At 59.2% G+C, this 17457-nt stretch carries 18 protein-coding genes and 1 pseudogene; 1 reads left to right on the top strand and 18 read right to left on the bottom strand.

Features of this window, described 5'->3' with window-relative positions; genetic code table 11:
* Positions 1–111 precede the first annotated feature (111 nt).
* The 12 genes from NMD14_09380 to NMD14_09325 form a co-directional block, all read right to left on the bottom strand.
* Positions 112–384, bottom strand: a complete 273-nt coding sequence (locus tag NMD14_09380) for a hypothetical protein (GenBank protein ID XEI34565.1) — start codon at positions 382–384, stop codon at positions 112–114.
* Complete coding sequence (locus NMD14_09375) at positions 381–1199, bottom strand: hypothetical protein (GenBank protein ID XEI34564.1); 819 nt, start codon at positions 1197–1199, stop codon at positions 381–383. The genes NMD14_09380 and NMD14_09375 overlap by 4 nt, the downstream gene beginning before the upstream one ends.
* 113 nt (positions 1200–1312) lie before the next feature.
* Complete coding sequence (locus NMD14_09370; GenBank protein ID XEI34563.1) at positions 1313–1585, bottom strand: hypothetical protein; 273 nt, start codon at positions 1583–1585, stop codon at positions 1313–1315.
* Positions 1582–3003, bottom strand: coding sequence for a hypothetical protein (locus NMD14_09365; protein ID XEI34562.1), 1422 nt, complete (start codon positions 3001–3003; stop codon positions 1582–1584). Before NMD14_09365 ends, NMD14_09370 begins: the two co-directional genes overlap by 4 nt.
* 113 nt (positions 3004–3116) lie before the next feature.
* Complete coding sequence (locus NMD14_09360; protein XEI34561.1) at positions 3117–3389, bottom strand: hypothetical protein; 273 nt, start codon at positions 3387–3389, stop codon at positions 3117–3119.
* Entirely contained in the window at positions 3386–4204 is an 819-nt protein-coding gene (locus tag NMD14_09355) for a hypothetical protein (protein XEI34560.1), read from the bottom strand. Before NMD14_09355 ends, NMD14_09360 begins: the two co-directional genes overlap by 4 nt.
* A gap of 113 nt (positions 4205–4317) precedes the next feature.
* Positions 4318–4590, bottom strand: coding sequence for a hypothetical protein (locus NMD14_09350; protein XEI34559.1), 273 nt, complete (start codon positions 4588–4590; stop codon positions 4318–4320).
* The gene (locus tag NMD14_09345; GenBank protein ID XEI34558.1) at positions 4587–6008 is read right to left on the bottom strand and encodes a hypothetical protein; all 1422 of its coding nucleotides are present in this window, start codon (positions 6006–6008) and stop codon (positions 4587–4589) included. The genes NMD14_09350 and NMD14_09345 overlap by 4 nt, the downstream gene beginning before the upstream one ends.
* Before the next feature lie 113 nt (positions 6009–6121).
* Positions 6122–6394, bottom strand: a complete 273-nt coding sequence (locus tag NMD14_09340; GenBank protein ID XEI34557.1) for a hypothetical protein — start codon at positions 6392–6394, stop codon at positions 6122–6124.
* Positions 6391–7209, bottom strand: a complete 819-nt coding sequence (locus tag NMD14_09335; GenBank protein XEI34556.1) for a hypothetical protein — start codon at positions 7207–7209, stop codon at positions 6391–6393. Before NMD14_09335 ends, NMD14_09340 begins: the two co-directional genes overlap by 4 nt.
* 113 nt (positions 7210–7322) lie before the next feature.
* Positions 7323–7595, bottom strand: coding sequence for a hypothetical protein (locus tag NMD14_09330; protein ID XEI34555.1), 273 nt, complete (start codon positions 7593–7595; stop codon positions 7323–7325).
* Positions 7592–10120: a hypothetical protein gene (locus NMD14_09325; protein ID XEI34554.1), complete on the bottom strand. Its 2529-nt coding sequence runs from the start codon at positions 10118–10120 to the stop codon at positions 7592–7594. The genes NMD14_09330 and NMD14_09325 overlap by 4 nt, the downstream gene beginning before the upstream one ends.
* 755 nt (positions 10121–10875) lie before the next feature.
* Here NMD14_09325 and NMD14_09320 point away from each other — a divergent pair.
* Positions 10876–12090: an IS256 family transposase gene (locus tag NMD14_09320; protein ID XEI34744.1), complete on the top strand. Its 1215-nt coding sequence runs from the start codon at positions 10876–10878 to the stop codon at positions 12088–12090.
* Between the two features lie 12 nt (positions 12091–12102).
* Here the strand turns inward: NMD14_09320 and NMD14_09315 are convergent.
* The 6 genes and pseudogenes from NMD14_09315 to NMD14_09290 form a co-directional block, all read right to left on the bottom strand.
* Positions 12103–12304 (bottom strand): annotated as a pseudogene (locus NMD14_09315) (IS30 family transposase).
* Positions 12305–12333: 29 nt separating this feature from the next.
* Positions 12334–14028, bottom strand: a complete 1695-nt coding sequence (locus NMD14_09310; GenBank protein XEI34553.1) for a diguanylate cyclase — start codon at positions 14026–14028, stop codon at positions 12334–12336.
* Positions 14028–14504 carry a hypothetical protein gene (locus NMD14_09305; GenBank protein ID XEI34552.1) on the bottom strand — a complete coding sequence of 159 codons (477 nt, stop codon included), beginning with the start codon at positions 14502–14504 and terminating at the stop codon, positions 14028–14030. The genes NMD14_09310 and NMD14_09305 overlap by 1 nt, the downstream gene beginning before the upstream one ends.
* Positions 14505–14625: 121 nt before the next feature.
* Complete coding sequence (locus NMD14_09300) at positions 14626–15792, bottom strand: transposase (GenBank protein XEI34551.1); 1167 nt, start codon at positions 15790–15792, stop codon at positions 14626–14628.
* Between the two features lie 189 nt (positions 15793–15981).
* Positions 15982–16755, bottom strand: a complete 774-nt coding sequence (gene cobB, locus NMD14_09295; protein XEI34550.1) for an NAD-dependent protein deacylase — start codon at positions 16753–16755, stop codon at positions 15982–15984.
* A gap of 60 nt (positions 16756–16815) precedes the next feature.
* A complete protein-coding gene (locus NMD14_09290) occupies positions 16816–17457 on the bottom strand; it encodes a GNAT family N-acetyltransferase (GenBank protein XEI34549.1) in 642 nt (213 codons plus the stop codon).

Below are 17457 nucleotides of genomic sequence, written 5' to 3'. Positions count from 1 at the left end.
CCGTCACCAGATGCGGGTTGGTGTAGATTGTGTCCGTCGTCGCGACCGTAACACTGCCGCTGCTAGCGCCTGCGGCAATGGTGATGTGATGGCCGCCTGACAGCTCGACCTCTACATCCGTCCGGGGGCATTCGTCAAGGTTGCGGTAAAGGTGACCCCTTGTCCCTCCACCACTGTCGGGGTGACGCTTAGGGTCAGGTCAGTCGGATCGACCGTGTCCGTAATCGGGGTCACCACCTCACCGGGGGCAACCACCAGGTGCTCAAAGTTGCCACCACTGGCATCCACGATGTGGGCATGCACCGCCGGTTGCCCGACATAGACATCGTTACCGGCCGTCACACTGACGCTGCCCGCAGTCTGCCCATCAGCAATGGTAATCACATGGCCATTGTCGAGCTGACAGTCACCGCACCCTGCGCCGCATGGTCCAGCGTGGCGGTGTAGACAATCTGACCACCTTCGCTGACCGTCGGGGTCGCGCTCAGGCTCACCGTGGTGGTATCGATGGTGTCGGTAATGGTTGTGGTGACCGGTGCCGTATTCGGCACCAGTCGTTCAAAATTGCCACCCTCGGCACCGGTTATTGCGTTGCTGACCGTGCTCGGGTCACGATAGACATCCTCACCGACCGGCACGGTATGTGTCAGCGTGCCGCTGCGGTCTCCGTCAGCAATGGTGATATCGCCCAGCTGGGTATGGACCGTGGTCACGCCATGGCTCTCATGGGCCAAGGTCGCGGTGTAGATAATCTCTCCACCCGCCTCGGTCAGCGTGCTCTTGTCTGCCGTCAGCGTCACGCTAGTCGGGTCGAGGGTGTCCGTGACATCAATGGTCAACGGGCTACGGTCTACAACCAGCTGTTCAAAGTTGCCGCCCTGCGCATCCCGGATGGCGAAATGCTGTTGACCCGCATCCAGATACACATCCTCACCCGCAGAGAGCACATCGATACTCACGCTCCGCTCACCCGCCGGGATTGTCAGTGTCATGCCGTTGGTCAGTGTCACGTCTACCGCGGTCTGAGGCACCTGGTCCAGAGTGGCCGTCAAGCTCAGCAACTGCCCTTCCGCCACGCTCGGCGTGCTGGTACTGAGTGTCAGGTGCGTCGGCGTCGGATTGTCTATCACCTGGCTTACCGCCTGGTTCGGATCAAGATTCAACTGCTCGAACTCACCGCCCTTGGCCCCCGTTATCATGGCCGTCACCAGATGCGGGTTGGTGTAGATTGTGTCCGTCGTCGCGACCGTAACACTGCCGCTGCTAGCGCCTGCGGCAATGGTGATGTGATGGCCGCCTGACAGCTCGACCTCTACATCCGTCCGGGGGCATTCGTCAAGGTTGCGGTAAAGGTGACCCCTTGCCCCTCCACCACTGTCGGGGTGACGCTTAGGGTCAGGTCAGTCGGATCGACCGTGTCCGTAATCGGGGTCACCACCTCACCGGGGGCAACCACCAGGTGCTCAAAGTTGCCACCACTGGCATCCACGATGTGGGCATGCACCGCCGGTTGCCCGACATAGACATCGTTACCGGCCGTCACACTGACGCTGCCCGCAGTCTGCCCATCAGCAATGGTAATCACATGGCCATTGTCGAGCTGACAGTCACCGCACCCTGCGCCGCATGGTCCAGCGTGGCGGTGTAGACAATCTGACCACCTTCGCTGACCGTCGGGGTCGCGCTCAGGCTCACCGTGGTGGTATCGATGGTGTCACCGACGCTCACCGCACTCGGGCCGCTCGGTAGCTCGAGATGGGAGTAGCCGCCTCCGCTTGAGGCCGTAATCGCCGCGTTGACCACGCCAGCATCCACATAGACGGTGTTCGGATGGACTTTCACATCGACACTACCGGTCAACTCCCCGGCCTTGATGGTGATCTCCGAGCCGTTATCCAACGTCAACAGCAACGGTGTCACCGGCGCATGGTCCACCTGCGCCGTCCAGGTCACTACGCCCCCTTCCTTCACGTCCGGGCTGCCCGTCAGGGTCACATGCACCGGCAGCGCGCTGTCCGTCACCGTGGTCGACACATGGGCGCTGCTATCGAGCCGCTCATAGTTCCCACCCTGAGTGCTCGTGATGGAGAGCGCAACCTGGCTATCGCCCTGCGCCAACACATCTGCCGGCCGCGTCGCCACATCCAGCGTTCCGCTGCTCGCGCCCACCGGGATGGTGAGTTGTTGGCCATTACTGAGCGTCAGGACCAGATCGCTGCCCGTGACCGGATGATCAACCTGCGCGGTGTAGGTAATGGTGCTGCCTTCCACCACGGTACTCGGAGCCGTCAGGCTAATCGTGGTGGTATCGATGGTGTCGGTAATGGTTGTGGTGACCGGTGCCGTATTCGGCACCAGTCGTTCAAAATTGCCACCCTCGGCACCGGTTATTGCGTTGCTGACCGTGCTCGGGTCACGATAGACATCCTCACCGACCGGCACGGTATGTGTCAGCGTGCCGCTGCGGTCTCCGTCAGCAATGGTGATATCGCCCAGCTGGGTATGGACCGTGGTCACGCCATGGCTCTCATGGGCCAAGGTCGCGGTGTAGATAATCTCTCCACCCGCCTCGGTCAGCGTGCTCTTGTCTGCCGTCAGCGTCACGCTAGTCGGGTCGAGGGTGTCCGTGACATCAATGGTCAACGGGCTACGGTCTACAACCAGCTGTTCAAAGTTGCCGCCCTGCGCATCCCGGATGGCGAAATGCTGTTGACCCGCATCCAGATACACATCCTCACCCGCAGAGAGCACATCGATACTCACGCTCCGCTCACCCGCCGGGATTGTCAGTGTCATGCCGTTGGTCAGTGTCACGTCTACCGCGGTCTGAGGCACCTGGTCCAGAGTGGCCGTCAAGCTCAGCAACTGCCCTTCCGCCACGCTCGGCGTGCTGGTACTGAGTGTCAGGTGCGTCGGCGTCGGATTGTCTATCACCTGGCTTACCGCCTGGTTCGGATCAAGATTCAACTGCTCGAACTCACCGCCCTTGGCCCCCGTTATCATGGCCGTCACCAGATGCGGGTTGGTGTAGATTGTGTCCGTCGTCGCGACCGTAACACTGCCGCTGCTAGCGCCTGCGGCAATGGTGATGTGATGGCCGCCTGACAGCTCGACCTCTACATCCGTCCGGGGGCATTCGTCAAGGTTGCGGTAAAGGTGACCCCTTGTCCCTCCACCACTGTCGGGGTGACGCTTAGGGTCAGGTCAGTCGGATCGACCGTGTCCGTAATCGGGGTCACCACCTCACCGGGGGCAACCACCAGGTGCTCAAAGTTGCCACCACTGGCATCCACGATGTGGGCATGCACCGCCGGTTGCCCGACATAGACATCGTTACCGGCCGTCACACTGACGCTGCCCGCAGTCTGCCCATCAGCAATGGTAATCACATGGCCATTGTCGAGCTGACAGTCACCGCACCCTGCGCCGCATGGTCCAGCGTGGCGGTGTAGACAATCTGACCACCTTCGCTGACCGTCGGGGTCGCGCTCAGGCTCACCGTGGTGGTATCGATGGTGTCGGTAATGGTTGTGGTGACCGGTGCCGTATTCGGCACCAGTCGTTCAAAATTGCCACCCTCGGCACCGGTTATTGCGTTGCTGACCGTGCTCGGGTCACGATAGACATCCTCACCGACCGGCACGGTATGTGTCAGCGTGCCGCTGCGGTCTCCGTCAGCAATGGTGATATCGCCCAGCTGGGTATGGACCGTGGTCACGCCATGGCTGTCATGGGCCAAGGTCGCGGTGTAGATAATCTCCCCACCCGCCTCGGTCAGCGTGCTCTTGTCTGCCGTCAGCGTCACGCTGGTCGGGTCGAGGGTGTCCGTGACATCAATGGTCAACGGGCTATGGTCTACAACCAGCTGTTCAAAGTTGCCGCCCTGCGCATCCCGGATGGCGAACTGCTGCTGACCCGCATCCAGATACACATCCTCACCCGCAGAGAGCACATCAATACTCACGCTCCGCTCACCCGCCGGGATTGTCAGTGTCATGCCGTTGGTCAGCGTCACGTCTACCGCGGTCTGAGGCACCTGGTCCAGAGTGGCCGTCAAGCTCAGCAACTGCCCTTCCGCCACGCTCGGCGTGCTGGTACTGAGTGTCAGGTGCGTCGGCGTCGGATTGTCTATCACCTGGCTTACCGCCTGGTTCGGATCAAGATTCAACTGCTCGAACTCACCGCCCTTGGCCCCCGTTATCATGGCCGTCACCAGATGCGGGTTGGTGTAGATTGTGTCCGTCGTCGCGACCGTAACACTGCCGCTGCTAGCGCCTGCGGCAATGGTGATGTGATGGCCGCCTGACAGCTCGACCTCTACATCCGTCCGGGGGCATTCGTCAAGGTTGCGGTAAAGGTGACCCCTTGTCCCTCCACCACTGTCGGGGTGACGCTTAGGGTCAGGTCAGTCGGATCGACCGTGTCCGTAATCGGGGTCACCACCTCACCGGGGGCAACCACCAGGTGCTCAAAGTTGCCACCACTGGCATCCACGATGTGGGCATGCACCGCCGGTTGCCCGACATAGACATCGTTACCGGCCGTCACACTGACGCTGCCCGCAGTCTGCCCATCAGCAATGGTAATCACATGGCCATTGTCGAGCTGACGGTCACCGCGCCCTGCGCCGCATGATCCAGCGTGGCGGTGTAGACAATCTGACCACCTTCGCTGACCGTCGGGGTCGCGCTCAGGCTCACCGTGGTGGTATCGATGGTGTCACCGACGCTCACCGCACTCGGGCCGCTCGGCAGCTCGAGATGGGAGTAGCCGCCTCCGCTTGAGGCCGTAATCGCCGCGTTGACCACGCCAGCATCCACATAGACGGTGTCCGGATGCACTTTCACATCGACACTACCGGTCAACTCCCCGGCCTTGATGGTGATCTCCGAGCCGTTATCCAACGTCAACAGCAACGGTGTCACCGGCGCATGGTCCACCTGCGCCGTCCAGGTCACTACGCCCCCTTCCTTCACGTCCGGGCTGCCCGTCAGGGTCACATGCACCGGCAGCGCGCTGTCCGTCACCGTGGTCGACACATGGGCGCTGCTATCGAGCCGCTCATAGTTCCCACCCTGAGTGCTCGTGATGGAGAGCGCAACCTGGCTATCGCCCTGCGCCAACACATCTGCCGGCCGCGTCGCCACATCCAGCGTTCCGCTGCTCGCGCCCACCGGGATGGTGAGTTGTTGGCCATTACTGAGCGTCAGGACCAGATCGCTGCCCGTGACCGGATGATCAACCTGCGCGGTGTAGGTAATGGTGCTGCCTTCCACCACGGTACTCGGAGCCGTCAGGCTAATCGTGGTGGTATCGATGGTGTCGGTAATGGTTGTGGTGACCGGTGCCGTATTCGGCACCAGTCGTTCAAAATTGCCACCCTCGGCACCGGTTATTGCGTTGCTGACCGTGCTCGGGTCACGATAGACATCCTCACCGACCGGCACGGTATGTGTCAGCGTGCCGCTGCGGTCTCCGTCAGCAATGGTGATATCGCCCAGCTGGGTATGGACCGTGGTCACGCCATGGCTCTCATGGGCCAAGGTCGCGGTGTAGATAATCTCTCCACCCGCCTCGGTCAGCGTGCTCTTGTCTGCCGTCAGCGTCACGCTAGTCGGGTCGAGGGTGTCCGTGACATCAATGGTCAACGGGCTACGGTCTACAACCAGCTGTTCAAAGTTGCCGCCCTGCGCATCCCGGATGGCGAAATGCTGTTGACCCGCATCCAGATACACATCCTCACCCGCAGAGAGCACATCGATACTCACGCTCCGCTCACCCGCCGGGATTGTCAGTGTCATGCCGTTGGTCAGTGTCACGTCTACCGCGGTCTGAGGCACCTGGTCCAGAGTGGCCGTCAAGCTCAGCAACTGCCCTTCCGCCACGCTCGGCGTGCTGGTACTGAGTGTCAGGTGCGTCGGCGTCGGATTGTCTATCACCTGGCTTACCGCCTGGTTCGGATCAAGATTCAACTGCTCGAACTCACCGCCCTTGGCCCCCGTTATCATGGCCGTCACCAGATGCGGGTTGGTGTAGATTGTGTCCGTCGTCGCGACCGTAACACTGCCGCTGCTAGCGCCTGCGGCAATGGTGATGTGATGGCCGCCTGACAGCTCGACCTCTACATCCGTCCGGGGGCATTCGTCAAGGTTGCGGTAAAGGTGACCCCTTGTCCCTCCACCACTGTCGGGGTGACGCTTAGGGTCAGGTCAGTCGGATCGACCGTGTCCGTAATCGGGGTCACCACCTCACCGGGGGCAACCACCAGGTGCTCAAAGTTGCCACCACTGGCATCCACGATGTGGGCATGCACCGCCGGTTGCCCGACATAGACATCGTTACCGGCCGTCACACTGACGCTGCCCGCAGTCTGCCCATCAGCAATGGTAATCACATGGCCATTGTCGAGCTGACAGTCACCGCACCCTGCGCCGCATGGTCCAGCGTGGCGGTGTAGACAATCTGACCACCTTCGCTGACCGTCGGGGTCGCGCTCAGGCTCACCGTGGTGGTATCGATGGTGTCGGTAATGGTTGTGGTGACCGGTGCCGTATTCGGCACCAGTCGTTCAAAATTGCCACCCTCGGCACCGGTTATTGCGTTGCTGACCGTGCTCGGGTCACGATAGACATCCTCACCGACCGGCACGGTATGTGTCAGCGTGCCGCTGCGGTCTCCGTCAGCAATGGTGATATCGCCCAGCTGGGTATGGACCGTGGTCACGCCATGGCTCTCATGGGCCAAGGTCGCGGTGTAGATAATCTCTCCACCCGCCTCGGTCAGCGTGCTCTTGTCTGCCGTCAGCGTCACGCTAGTCGGGTCGAGGGTGTCCGTGACATCAATGGTCAACGGGCTACGGTCTACAACCAGCTGTTCAAAGTTGCCGCCCTGCGCATCCCGGATGGCGAAATGCTGTTGACCCGCATCCAGATACACATCCTCACCCGCAGAGAGCACATCGATACTCACGCTCCGCTCACCCGCCGGGATTGTCAGTGTCATGCCGTTGGTCAGTGTCACGTCTACCGCGGTCTGAGGCACCTGGTCCAGAGTGGCCGTCAAGCTCAGCAACTGCCCTTCCGCCACGCTCGGCGTGCTGGTACTGAGTGTCAGGTGCGTCGGCGTCGGATTGTCTATCACCTGGCTTACCGCCTGGTTCGGATCAAGATTCAACTGCTCGAACTCACCGCCCTTGGCCCCCGTTATCATGGCCGTCACCAGATGCGGGTTGGTGTAGATTGTGTCCGTCGTCGCGACCGTAACACTGCCGCTGCTAGCGCCTGCGGCAATGGTGATGTGATGGCCGCCTGACAGCTCGACCTCTACATCCGTCCGGGGGCATTCGTCAAGGTTGCGGTAAAGGTGACCCCTTGCCCCTCCACCACTGTCGGGGTGACGCTTAGGGTCAGGTCAGTCGGATCGACCGTGTCCGTAATCGGGGTCACCACCTCACCGGGGGCAACCACCAGGTGCTCAAAGTTGCCACCACTGGCATCCACGATGTGGGCATGCACCGCCGGTTGCCCGACATAGACATCGTTACCGGCCGTCACACTGACGCTGCCCGCAGTCTGCCCATCAGCAATGGTAATCACATGGCCATTGTCGAGCTGACAGTCACCGCACCCTGCGCCGCATGGTCCAGCGTGGCGGTGTAGACAATCTGACCACCTTCGCTGACCGTCGGGGTCGCGCTCAGGCTCACCGTGGTGGTATCGATGGTGTCACCGACACTCACCGCGCTCGGGCCGCTCGGCAGCTCGAGATGGGAGTAGCCGCCTCCGCTTGAGGCCGTAATCGCCGCGTTAACCACGCCAGCATCCACATAGACGGTGTCCGGATGCACTTTCACATCGACACTACCGGTCAACTCCCCGGCCTTGATGGTGATCTCCGAGCCGTTATCCAACGTCAACAGCAACGGTGTCACCGGCGCATGGTCCACCTGCGCCGTCCAGGTCACTACGCCCCCTTCCTTCACGTCCGGGCTGCCCGTCAGGGTCACATGCACCGGCAGCGCGCTGTCCGTCACCGTGGTCGACACATGGGCGCTGCTATCGAGCCGCTCATAGTTCCCACCCTGAGTGCTCGTGATGGAGAGCGCAACCTGGCTATCGCCCTGCGCCAACACATCTGCCGGCCGCGTCGCCACATCCAGCGTTCCGCTGCTCGCGCCCACCGGGATGGTGAGTTGTTGGCCATTACTGAGCGTCAGGACCAGATCGCTGCCCGTGACCGGATGATCAACCTGCGCGGTGTAGGTAATGGTGCTGCCTTCCACCACGGTACTCGGGGCAGTCAGGCTAATCGTGGTGGTATCGATGGTGTCACCGACGCTCACCGCGCTCGGGCCGCTCGGCAGCTCGAGATGGGAGTAGCCGCCTCCGCTTGAGGCCGTAATCGCCGCGTTGACCACGCCAGCATCCACATAGACGGTGTCCGGATGCACTTTCACATCGACACTACCGGTCAACTCCCCGGCCTTGATGGTGATCTCCGAGCCGTTATCCAACGTCAACAGCAACGGTGTCACCGGCGCATGGTCCACCTGCGCCGTCCAGGTCACTACGCCCCCTTCCTTCACGTCCGGGCTGCCCGTCAGGGTCACATGCACCGGCAGCGCGCTGTCCGTCACCGTGGTCGACACATGGGCGCTGCTATCGAGCCGCTCATAGTTCCCACCCTGAGTGCTCGTGATGGAGAGCGCAACCTGGCTATCGCCCTGCGCCAACACATCTGCCGGCCGCGTCGCCACATCCAGCGTTCCGCTGCTCGCGCCCACCGGGATGGTGAGTTGTTGGCCATTACTGAGCGTCAGGACCAGATCGCTGCCCGTGACCGGATGATCAACCTGCGCGGTGTAGGTAATGGTGCTGCCTTCCACCACGGTACTCGGAGCCGTCAGGCTAATCGTGGTGGTATCGATGGTGTCGGTAATGGTTGTGGTGACCGGTGCCGTATTCGGCACCAGTCGTTCAAAATTGCCACCCTCGGCACCGGTTATTGCGTTGCTGACCGTGCTCGGGTCACGATAGACATCCTCACCGACCGGCACGGTATGTGTCAGCGTGCCGCTGCGGTCTCCGTCAGCAATGGTGATATCGCCCAGCTGGGTATGGACCGTGGTCACGCCATGGCTCTCATGGGCCAAGGTCGCGGTGTAGATAATCTCTCCACCCGCCTCGGTCAGCGTGCTCTTGTCTGCTGTCAAGGTGACGGTCGTGGTATCGGTGGTATCGGTAATGGTGGTCACCACCGGCTGGGGGTCCGCCACCAACTTCTCAAAGTTGCCACCACTGGCATCCACGATGTGAGCATGCACCGCCGGTTGCCCGACATAGACATCGTTACCGGCCGTCACACTGACGCTGCCCGAGGTCTGCTTATCCGCAATGGTAATCACATGGCCATTGTCGAGCTTGACGGTCACCGCGCCCTGCGCCGCATGGTCCAGCGTGGCGGTGTAGACAATCTGACCACCTTCGCTGACCGTCGGGGTCGCACTCAGGCTCACCGTGGTGGTATCGATGGTGTTGATAACATCAATGGTCAACGGGCTACGGTCCACAACCAGTTGCTCGAAGTTGCCACCCTGAGTACTGGTTATCGTGGTATCAACATGATGACCATTCTCCAGCCACGGGGTATTGAGCGGTGCTGATACTTCAACAGAACCATTACTGCCACCAGCAGGGATAACAATGCTCGAGCCATTACTTAACGTTACCGTCAACTCAGAACCCGCTGGATGGCTCAACGTCGCGGTATAAACAACCTTGCTACCCTCATCGACGCGGTGAGAGGCACTGAGCGTCACGAGTGTCGGATCTATCGTATCGGGGATCGCGGTTTCAACAGCGTGCAAAGGCAAACCCAGACGGGCGAACGCCCCACCTTGAACGCCTGTGATAGTAGTAAGCAGGTGGCTGGCATCGAGATAGACATCATCCGTAGGGGCGGAGACAGTGATACTGCCGGTGGTTTTGCCGACAGGGATTACCAGGGTAAGACCATTGCTTAGTAACACCTGGAGATCGCTGACCGATACCGGGTTATCCACGGTCGCGATAAAATGAATCAGCCCCCCCTCGGCAACACTGCGCTCAGCACTGAGCGTCAAGGTTGCATCCACCATCGGCATTGCATCGCCTTGAAGAACTCGTTCGGTCACTGCCAGCTGCGTTGTATGAGTTGTATCAAACCCGGCTTCAGCGATGGTCTGATCAAGCTGCATTTCAACCAAAACGGCGCCACTGTTGCTTTCTCCACCGCCACCGGAATGTCGGCCATCTTGGCCGCCTGATGCCGTCATCAGGTTTTTGGTTGGGTCCAATCCCTCAAGCACCAGATGGTGAAGCTCCGCAATTTCTTTAGATAGATCAGTTTGTGTCGTAGCAACCTGAGACTTTTGCTCGGCCTGACCCTCTTTTGAGTGGTCCTCTACATGATGATGGCTTGCGTCTATTTCTGTCACTAACGGGGTATGTTGAGCAGTAATAGTATGATGAGGCGCCAGAATTTCAGTTTCAAAAATGGCGTTTTGGTTGATGGAGATCTGTGCGCCCTTGTGCAAAACCTCACCCACCTTGAGTAATCTTTTCGCTCCGTCATCACTGACGATAAAGGCTTTACCGGACAATTTGGTGATGGAGACATTGTGCTCTAAGGTGATGAGACGCAGCATGGTTGCAAGCTACCTTTATAAAATATTTCGATGAGGTATTAATCATGGTGGATGCCGGAGCTGAGTGCAACACACCTACTGGATGGACGCAGGGTATGTATGATACTTCCCAATCAGAGCATGTAAATCCAATTGTGTAACCGCCCACGAATAAGTAACTTTTTCAAAAGGATACCTTCGTGGGTAAGCAAATGGACCAAGACAAACTCAAAGCACTGGCCGCTGAGCTGGCCAAAGACATCAAGTCTGAAAAAGATCTCGGCACCCTCACCCAACAGCTGATCAAGCTCACTGTCGAGACCGCTCTCAATGCTGAAATGGACGAGCACTTGGGCTACGAAAAGCACGCACCCGAGGGCCGCGGGACCGGCAACAATCGTAATGGCTATTCCACCAAGCGCCTCAAAGGGCAGCACGGCGAGGTCACCATTCAGGCACCTCGCGACCGTAACGCTTCCTTCGAGCCGCAGTTCGTCCGCAAGGGGCAGACCCGCCTGACCCAGATGGACGATCAGATCCTCGCCCTCTACGCCAAGGGCTTGAGCACGCGCGATATCGTTGACGCGTTCAAAGAGATGTATGACGCCGATATCTCGGCGACGCTGGTGTCCAACGTAACCGAGCGTGTCATTGAGCAGGTCCACGAATGGCAAAACCGGCCGCTCGATCCGCTCTATCCCATTGTCTATCTGGACTGCATTGTGTTGAAGATCCGCGAGAACCAGCGGGTGATCAACAAGTCGCTCTATTTGGCTCTGGGCATCAATATGGAGGGGCACAAGGAGCTGTTGGGCCTGTGGTTGGCCGAGACCGAAGGAGCAAAATTCTGGCTGTCGGTCCTGACGGAGCTGAAGAATCGCGGCTTGGAAGACATCTTGATCGCATGTGTGGATGGTCTCAAGGGCTTCCCTGATGCCATTGCCGTGGAGTATCCCCAGACGAAGGTCCAACTGTGTATCGTCCACATGGTCCGCAATTCGTTGCGCTATGTGTCCTGGAAAGACTACAAAGCGGTGACGGCGGATCTGAAGCAGATCTACCAGTCTGCGACAGAGCGTGAGGCTCAGCAGGCGCTAGCGGCCTTTGGTGAACGCTGGGATAGTCAGTACCCGCAAATAGCGCGCTCTTGGCAGAGTAACTGGGTCAATCTGATCACACTGTTTGATTATCCCCCTGCGATCCGGAAGGTGATTTACACCACCAATGCCATTGAGTCGCTAAACAGCGTACTGCGCAAAGCGACCAAGCAAAGGAAGCTGTTCCCGACCGATGATTCGGCGCTCAAAGTCGCGTTCCTGGCGATACAACAGGCTTCCAAGAAATGGACCATGCCGATCCAGAATTGGAAGCCTGCCCTGAATCGCTTTATTATCGAGTTCGGTGATCGCCTGAACGGTCACCTGTAATGGGGTGGGCAGTTACACAGAATTATTTACAGGCTCCCCAATCACCTCTGTCATCATTTCAATCAGGCACTGCCAGTCGAAATGTTTACGAGGTCGAATGTTCTGTAGATAAGCTATTTCATCCAGTTGCGCCTGGCTGTAGACCGTCAAGTCTGTCCCCCTTGGGTAAAAACTGCCGGAGTAGCCCATTGATGTTCTCGTTACTGCCACGCTGGATGAAAAGAGGGAGGCATCATACCTCCCTCACTTTTTCTTGGTGCCCTCTGGCAACATGACCCTTGTCTGCTCAGCCCTGATCGGCTGATGGTGCTGGCTGCGTGCGCAATTGCAGCAGCCCCAGTCGCTGGGCCAGCGGCTGCAACAACTCACGCTCTGACTCGCCATCTGGCAGCCAGTAGCGGATCGGCCAGCCAGCGGCCAACTGAGCCGGGGTGTGACTACCAGCTCCCTGAGCGCCAAACAACAGCCCTGCCGCTGCAACACAGTGAGCAGAGCCGGCTCCGGCTGCAACGCGGGCAACAGCAGCACCAGCGTTGTTACAGCGTGCTCGCTTGGCAGATAGGCCAGCAAATGAGTCAGTTGAGCCTGATTGTCGAGCGGGATGAGCAAGGCTCTCGCATCGGCAGGTACCACCGCCAACTGCTCTTGCAGCAACTTTGCCACGACGTGGCCCAGTATTCCCCCCTCATGCAACCAGCACATCTGGCAGGGCGTCCCCTGCTCACGCCAATGAAGCGTCAGTTGCCACAGGTGCCCCCCCTGCTCATCTGTCAGCGGCTGCAAAGCGACCTGCAGCGGTGCGGGTTGGCGGCCGGCCAGCCAGTCGCGCAGTGAATGCAACTGCTGCTGACTCAGTTGCAGTTGCTGCAGCATGTCCGGCTCGAACCAGCTGACGCTGACATTCACGCCGCGCTTGGCTTGATTAAGGGCCAGTATGGCCTGATCCAGCAGCCGATCTGCATCCTGTTTCGTCACCCTTGCAACACCTAGTCGACAAGCCAGCTCGAAGCTGCACTCCCGGGTCACAAATTCGAAATGGAGCAGACTAACCAATGCATCGATACGGGCTTCCAAGTCCCCGTCCACCGTGGTCAACACCACGGCAAACTCGTCACCGCCAAGCCGGTAGGCGTGACAGCCATGAGCCTGCTGCAACTTGTCTGCTACTGTCTGCAGCAACCGATCCCCGATCTGATAGCCAAGCAGATCATTGACCTGCTTGAAGCGCTTGAGATCGAGTACCACCAAGGCAGTGGCCATCCCCATCTGCAAGGTGTTGGCAAGCTGTTCCTGCAGGGCGCGCCGGTTGCCAAGCTGGGTCAGGGGATCGATCAGTGCGAGCCGGCGGTTCTCCAGATTGGCACGAATGAGCGCGGCCACCAGGGCGCCACCGGTCAGCAGCAAGATCAGTTGCCAGATCTGTAGCCAGAACAGGCTGCTGCGGATCTGGCTGACCGAACGCTCCCGCTCCTGGCCGGAGAGTATTTGATCCCCTATTTGCTCGATGAGACGGGTCTGGCTGGCGAGCTCCTCCTGCAAACGGACAAGCTCAGCGCCCTCGCGCAGTACACCTGCCTCAATTTGGGGTTCGAGCTGCCTGATCAGTTCAAACAGTCTGGCCAGCGCCTTGCCGAGTCCATGGCGCTGACGCACTTCGGCGGTTTCACTGCTGATGAGAAAGATATCGAGCCGGTTCCACAGCAGATCATAATCAACGCTCAACGTAGCCATCTCAAGCCCACCGGCCCGGTAGAGCTGCAGACCGTAGAGAAAACGCTGGGACTTCAGCATCACCTGGCTGATGTTCCAGTGGATATTGCGGTAGAAGGTATCGACCAGTTGTTCCTGGCGATGCTGCAGATAGAGGCTGCTACCCGAGGAGAGCAGAAACAACAGCGACACCGCAACCAAAAGCAGTTTGTGGCGGGATAGCCCCATCAATCAACGATCTCGATGCGAGCCACCTGCCACACCATACAGTTGTGGATGGTGGGCACGTCCAGTTCGGGATAGCTGGTAAACGGAATGAGCAGCCAGAGCGGGCCCTTGTTGCGCCGGGTCAGCGGTTTGCCGTCCTCCTGGCGCACCAAGGTCAGCGGCACGCCGTCGAACAGGGCCAGATCCACCACCTGCTGATAGCCGTTGAGGGCCGAGACTGCGATCTTGCGGGCATCCCGGATCCCTTGCGCTGCCAGCACGGCTGACAGGGTTGTCCCGCGATAGTGGTGGGAGCCCAAGGTCCAGGGGGTAGTGGTGGTGAACTCGGTCTGTGGCAAGGCGGAGAGGGCCGCCTCATCGAGGGTCACCTGCTGGTCACCAGGCAATATCAGGGTCATCAGGGGGATAGAAGCCGATGCGCCGGCACTGGCCAGCATCAGGAGAAAAAAAGCGATCCATTGCTTTACTGCGGTCATGGTAATTTGCGCCAACTGCGTCCCATTTTTTGTGGCTGCCAGTGTGGCGATTTCAACTGACCTTTGCAACTGTGCCATCGCGTGACTGCTCCCCGCCGCAAGCGGCGAGGCTTCCCACTTCTTAGGCCGCTACCGTCAGATTGACGGATTTACGCTGGCCTCCATGGGCAGAAACGGCGAGCCCCGCCGCTTTTAATTCCAATATTCCTTGCTGTCGAATGTTTATGGCCGCGTTGATGTCGCGGTCATGCTCTGCCCCACACGCTGGACATACCCACTGTCGCTGGTGAAGTGGCATCTCCGACATCTTGTGGCCGCACTCGCTACATGGTTTAGAGCTGGCAAACCACTGATCGAGTTTGATTAGGTGGCGGCCCGCCGCTTGGGCTTTGTACTCCAGCCTCATGATAAAACCATGCCAGCCAGCATCGCCAATGGCGCGGGCCAGCTTGTGGTTTTTCATCATATTGGTTGTTTTAAGCGTCTCCACGATGATCGCTTGGTTATCGTCAACTATCGTGCGAGAGAGTTTGTGCTGAAAATCAGCGCGAGCATTGGCTACCCGCTCGTGCAGGGCGGCCAGCTGTAATTTGGCCTTACTACGATTGGCACTGCCTTTTGTCTTGCGAGACAGTGCTTTTTGCTTTCGCCGCAGATTGCGACTGGCGTTGATAAGATGGCGCGGGTTGGCCATCTTTTTGCCACTCGACGCAATGAGGTAGTGGGACAGCCCCATATCATAGCCTGTCACCTCTGTGATGAGGGAGGGCTTGGCGGGAGCCTCACGGCCATCATCGCAAAGGATGGAGGCATAGTATTTCCCTGTCGGGCCACGGCTGACCGTGATACTAGATACCACGCCGATAATATCTCGGTGAATGACAGCTCGGATGGGCGTCATCTTCGGTAACAGGATGGCATCGGTCAGCACTTTGCCATTGGGGTGATAACTGGATTGCCTGCCTCTCTTGCTCTTGAAGGTGGGCATCCTGGCCTTGAGCTTGGGGTTGAAAAAATTGGCGAATGCCTTATCCAGGTTGATCACCGCCTGCTGTAAGGCTTGTGAATCGTACTCTTTCAGCCAACTGTATTTGCGCGATTTTTTTGCCACAGCGAGCAGGGGTTTCAAGTCGCGTTTGGGTTTGAGTGAAACCCTGTGGCGCTGGAACATGTGCCGCTGAATATGAAGGGCTTTGTTGTACGCGAACCGCACCGCGCCGAACTGGGCATTGAGGAATGCCGCTTGTTCGTCGGTGGGGTAAATGCGTACTTTTGTGGCTCTTTTCATGATTAAAAACACAGGCTGTGTATAAGCACAGTTATAGCGCGTGCCAGTGAAATCAACAACCACTGCGGACGTGCGGCAGGCGCGACTATCGAGACACTGAAGACATAGGCGGGCTCGCAAACGCATCAGATTAGCTCCCCTTATATCCCCGCCCGATTGGGCAATGGTTTACGGGGCATCTGCTAACCGCTAAGGGCCACGCATCTCCATCCAGTTGTGCCCCTCAATCTGTCTGGGTTGATGGATGCCGCACGCCTCAAGCAACTCGTCTACATAAGCGGGAACCAACAGAGAGGCCGGGCCATAGCGCTTCTCGTCAAACTGGCTACCCACCTCGCTCGGCTCAAGATTGAGCTCAATAGTATGCGCACCATTGAGGCCAGCCTCATGGACAAAACCGGCAGCCGGATAGACGGCGCCCGAGGTGCCGATGGAGATAAAGAGATCGCTCTGGGCCAACGCACTGTAGATACGATCCAACCCGAGCGGCATCTCACCAAACCAGACCACATGAGGGCGCATCGGCTGAGGAAACTGGCAGCAGGAACAGAGCTCGTCCTGATGGAGATCGCCACGCCACTCGATCACCTGACCGGACTCGGGACAGCGGGCCTTGAGCAGTTCGCCGTGCATATGGATGAGGTTCTTGCTGCCTGCGCTCTCGTGCAGATTGTCGATGTTCTGAGTCACCAGGGTGACTGAACCCGGCAGCAGCCGCTCGAGACGGGCCAGCGCATAGTGGGCCGGATTGGGATGAACCTGGGGCTGTTGCAGCTGTTTGCGGCGGGAGTTGTAAAAGCGCAGCACCAGATCAGGATCCCGGGCATACCCCTCGGGGGTCGCCACATCTTCGACCTTGTGCTCTTCCCACAAGCCATCGCAGGCACGAAAGGTCTTGATGCCGGATTCGGCTGATATCCCTGCCCCGGTCAGGATCACGATATGTTTATATGACTGCGCCATAAGCTGCTCCGTCTATCCCCGCACAATAAATGTGACCTTAGCACAGGGAAAAAAGTGTCACTATTCGCCCTTGGTCTTAAGCGGCGCAGATGGCGGCTCTGGCAACCAGGCGTCCAGTACCGACAGATCCAGCCTGACAAAAACCATCTCCCGTCCGGTCACCAGCGTCAGCGGCAAGCCAAGGCGCTTGAGCAGGGTCAGCATGGGACGGTTCTGGGCCAGAACTTCTGCCGTCCACTCCCGGATCCCGTCCGCCCTGGCCAACAGTGCCAGCGCCAGTAGCATGCGCCGTCCCGCGCCCTTGTGCTGAAAGTGATCCGCCACGATGCAGGAGAATTCTGCCTGATCGGGATGAAGAGAGCGGCGGATCGATTGGGCCTGAGCCAGCGGCTCACCGGCAAGATCGGTCAGCAGCAGCGAGATCTGATGTTCGGGCTGGTAATTGAGAAATTGGGCGACCTGTTCCGGTGGCGGCGTCCGTTTCGGGCGCATAAAGCGCAGATAGATGCTCTCTTCACTCAATGCATCGTAAGCAGCCAGCATGCGGGCAGGCGCCACACCATGCAGCTCGCGCAGCAGACAGGGCACCTCGGCAACCTCCATCGCCAGCGGCAGTCCGGCCCGGGAAACCGGATGGGGCCAGCCATCCAGCCCTTTGCTAAGGCGCTCCCGATGCATCGGCCAGCAGAGGTAGCGCGCCAT

Origin of the sequence: Aeromonas veronii, from assembly GCA_041319085.1 — a bacterium.
Taxonomy (GTDB): domain Bacteria; phylum Pseudomonadota; class Gammaproteobacteria; order Enterobacterales; family Aeromonadaceae; genus Aeromonas; species Aeromonas veronii_F.
The sequence above is the reverse complement of the archived record's forward strand: the minus strand, read 5'-3'. Positions and strand labels throughout refer to the sequence as shown.